This is a genomic window from uncultured Novosphingobium sp., assembly GCF_964277725.1.
Taxonomy (GTDB): Bacteria; Pseudomonadota; Alphaproteobacteria; order Sphingomonadales; family Sphingomonadaceae; genus Novosphingobium; species Novosphingobium fluoreni.
This window is the reverse complement of the sequence record NZ_CAXYKL010000299.1, coordinates 1-3,435: the sequence shown is the minus strand read 5'-3', so window position 1 is coordinate 3,435 and position 3,435 is coordinate 1. Positions and strand designations below refer to the sequence as shown.

Here is a 3,435-nt window from a genome sequence, read left to right as displayed (position 1 = left end):
TGGTCGGCGTTGCCAACCCCATCTACGTCCCCATCTATCGCGACGCGATGGCTCTGGTGGGGATGACTTCCGCTATCGTCGTCGGCGGTGAGGAAGGTCTGGACGAGCTATCGATCGACGGCCCCAGCGTCGTTTCCGCCCTCGGCTTTCCCGATCTGGCAACGCAAATCAGTCCAGCTGATGCCGGTTTGCCCAGCCACTCGCTGGAAGAACTGCGCGGCGGCGATGCGGCTTACAATGCCGCGGCCTTGCGCCGTCTGCTGGACGGTGAGCCAGGGGCATATCGCGATGCGGTATTGTTCAACGCCGCCGCCGCCTTGATCCTGTCGGGCGAGGCGGCGGACTGGCGAGACGGCGTTGAAGAAGCGGCGGAAGCGGTCGACAAGGGGTTGGCAAAGGCCCTGCTCGATTGCTGGATCGCCACCACGAACGCCTGAGCCGCTTCCGCACAGCGAGACCCGCATGACTGACAAACTGACTGAGATCTGCGACACCAAGCGCGAAGAAGTGGCATTGCGCAAAGGCTTTGCCACGATCGCCGATCTGGATGCCCGCGCGAGCGAGCAGTCCGCCCCACGCGGCTTTCGCGCCGCACTGGAAGAAAAGGCGTCTTCAGGCTTCGCCCTGATCGCAGAGATCAAGAAAGCTTCGCCATCCAAGGGATTGATCCGCCATGATTTTCGTCCCGCGGAACATGCGCTTGCGTATCAGCACGGCGGCGCGGCTTGTCTCTCCGTACTTACCGATGCGCCATACTTCCAAGGCCATGAAGATTATCTGATGGATGCTCGCGCGGCTTGTGAACTGCCGGTGCTGCGCAAGGATTTCATGGTCGACCCGTGGCAAGTGGCAGAGGCGCGCTCGATTGGTGCAGATGCCATCCTGATCATCGTGGCTGCGCTGGAAGACGGCCAGATGGCCGAGATCGAAGCGGCGGCCGTCGAACGCGGCATGGACGTGCTGGTGGAAGTTCACAACGAAGATGAAATGGCACGTGCTATTCGCTTGAAATCACGGTTGATCGGTGTGAACAACCGTGACCTGAAACGGTTCGTGACGGATTTGTCCGTCACCGAGAGGCTGGCATCCCTCGCTCCGGCCGGCACCTTGCTGGTCAGCGAAAGCGGCATCAACACAAACGACGATCTGCAGAGGCTGTCAGACTCCGGCGTGCGAACATTCCTTGTCGGTGAGAGCCTGATGCGCAAGAACGATGTTGCGGCCGCGACGCGGACACTCCTATCGGGGAGTTAACGGCGGCCTCTGTCCTACAGCAAAAGCTTGTGGCATGAGTTCATGATGAAAATGATCCATCGCCCTAGCATTGCTCGACTTTTCAAGCTGAAGATTTCCCTCGGGATGTTCACTCTGGACACCGGCAACTGCGGCAACCGCCGATGAGCAAGTCTCTCACTCACATCGATAGTGATGGCACTGCGCGCATGGTGGATGTGGGTGCTAAGGCAGACACGCAGCGCTTGGCCCGCGCGTCCGGCCGTATCCGCATGAGCACCCAGGCGCTGGCGGCGATCCAGCAGGGCGATGCGCCAAAGGGCGACGTCCTGGGCACCGCGCGGATCGCCGGCATCATGGCGGCCAAGCGCACCGGAGACTTGATCCCGATGTGCCATCCCTTGGCGATCGACGCGGTGAACCTGGATTTCGCTTTCGAAGCTGACGCCATCCGCGCCACCGCGACGGCGACCCTGACCGGCAAGACCGGCATCGAGATGGAAGCGATCACCGCCGTCACCATCGCCCTCGTCACCATCTACGACATGGCGAAGGCGCTGGATAAGGCCATGGTGATCGAAGACGTGCGCTTGATCGAGAAGCGCGGCGGCAAGTCCGGACACTGGCTGGCGGATCGCGCGTGAACCGCACACCCCCTGCTTCTCTAGAAGAAGCGCAAGCGCGCCTGCTCGCCTTGGTAAGTCCGATGCCGGTCGAGCACGTCGACATGGAAGGTGCGCTGGGCCACTTCCTCGCCAGGCCCGTGATCGCGCGGCGCACGCAGCCCAGCGCGGACCTTTCGGCCATGGATGGCTATGCCGTGACGTCGCAGGATATGGCGGGGCCGTGGCAAGTCATCGGCGAGAGCGCGGCCGGGCGGCCCTTCTCCGGCGAAGTCAAAGCGGGCCAAGCGGCACGTATATCGACTGGGGCGGTGCTGCCACGCGGAGCAGATGCCGTGATTCTCCAAGAGGATATCGCGCGGACCGGCGATGTTCTCACACTTTCAGGCGAAGCCCCAGTTCCGCCTCACAAGCACGTTCGACCGCGGGGCCTGGATTTCAAGGATGGGCAGGAGGTTCTGGCCCGCGGACATAGGATCGGGCCGGCGCAGCTGGCGCTGGCGATCAGCGCTGGGCACAAATATCTCGCGGTACATCGCCCGCCGTCGGTCTTCGTCCTCGATACCGGTGATGAACTCGCCGACGATCCTGAAAATTGCGCGCCACATCAATTACCTGCAAGCAACGGCATCATGCTGGCGGGCATGGCCCGAATGCTGCCCTGCAAGGTGACGCGAGTGGGCCCGGTGCCTGATACTCTGAACGCGCTAGCTACCGCGTTTGCCAGAGCCGAGGACGCCGACTTGATCGTCACCAGTGGCGGCGCTTCGGTGGGCGATCATGATCTGATAAAGCCAGCGCTGGAAGCGTGGGGCGCGAAGATCGATTTCTGGCGAGTGGCGATCAAGCCGGGCAAGCCGATCCTGGTCGCCACCCGCCAACAGGACAGTGGCCGGCCCCAGATCGTGTTGGGTCTTCCCGGAAATCCGGTGTCCAGCCATGTCACCGCGTACCATTTCATGCTGCCGCTGCTGCGCGGATTGCTGGGCGCGGCCAGACCTGTGGTGCGTCCGTTGTTGATGCCGCTGGGCGCCCCTCTGCCGCGCAACGGTGCGCGGCGGACGTTCGTCAGGGCGCATTGGGACGGGATTTCGGTGATCCCACAAGCGGTTCAGGATAGCAGCGCCCTGGCCTCCCTGGCCGCCAGCAACGTGCTAATTGACCGCCCCGCGCAGGCGTCCGAACTGGCGCGTGGGGAGATGGTGGAAGCTTTCTGGCTCGAAAATGGCGGAATTGCTTGACGGGGCTAAGTTTGTTTCATAATTGTTCGCCTATTGTTCACTATCTTATCGCCTAAGGAGGCGGCGGACATGTTGACGCGCAAGCAGCACGAATTGCTCCGGTTCATTCAGGTCCGTCTAGAGGATACCGGGATATCTCCCAGTTTTGAGGAGATGAAGGAAGCCTTGGATCTCAAATCCAAGTCCGGGGTCCACCGCTTGATATCGGCGCTGGAAGAACGCGGCTTCATCCGCCGTTTGCCCAATCGAGCCCGTGCTTTGGAAGTGCTCAAGCAACCGGAGAACATCACCACAAAGCCTGCCGTTCGGAAGTCGCCCGCCAATAGCAACGATGCTCC

General features: G+C 62.0%; 4 protein-coding genes and 1 pseudogene. All 5 read left to right on the top strand.

What is annotated here, in order from left to right; genetic code table 11:
- A pseudogene (locus ACHWRX_RS16570) lies at positions 1-437 on the top strand (anthranilate phosphoribosyltransferase); the annotation flags it as partial.
- Positions 438-462: 25 nt separating this feature from the next.
- Complete coding sequence (trpC, locus tag ACHWRX_RS16565; protein WP_394660032.1) at positions 463-1,254, top strand: indole-3-glycerol phosphate synthase TrpC; 792 nt, start codon at positions 463-465, stop codon at positions 1,252-1,254.
- 143 nt (positions 1,255-1,397) lie between these two features.
- On the top strand, positions 1,398-1,877 hold the full coding sequence (gene moaC / locus ACHWRX_RS16560; RefSeq protein ID WP_394660031.1) for a cyclic pyranopterin monophosphate synthase MoaC: 480 nt from the start codon (positions 1,398-1,400) through the stop codon (positions 1,875-1,877).
- On the top strand, positions 1,874-3,097 hold the full coding sequence (locus ACHWRX_RS16555) for a molybdopterin molybdotransferase MoeA (protein ID WP_394660030.1): 1,224 nt from the start codon (positions 1,874-1,876) through the stop codon (positions 3,095-3,097). Before moaC ends, ACHWRX_RS16555 begins: the two co-directional genes overlap by 4 nt.
- A 69-nt stretch (positions 3,098-3,166) precedes the next feature.
- Positions 3,167-3,435, top strand: a 269-nt coding sequence (locus ACHWRX_RS16550; RefSeq protein WP_394660029.1) for a LexA family protein, incomplete at its 3' end; no start/stop codon positions are given.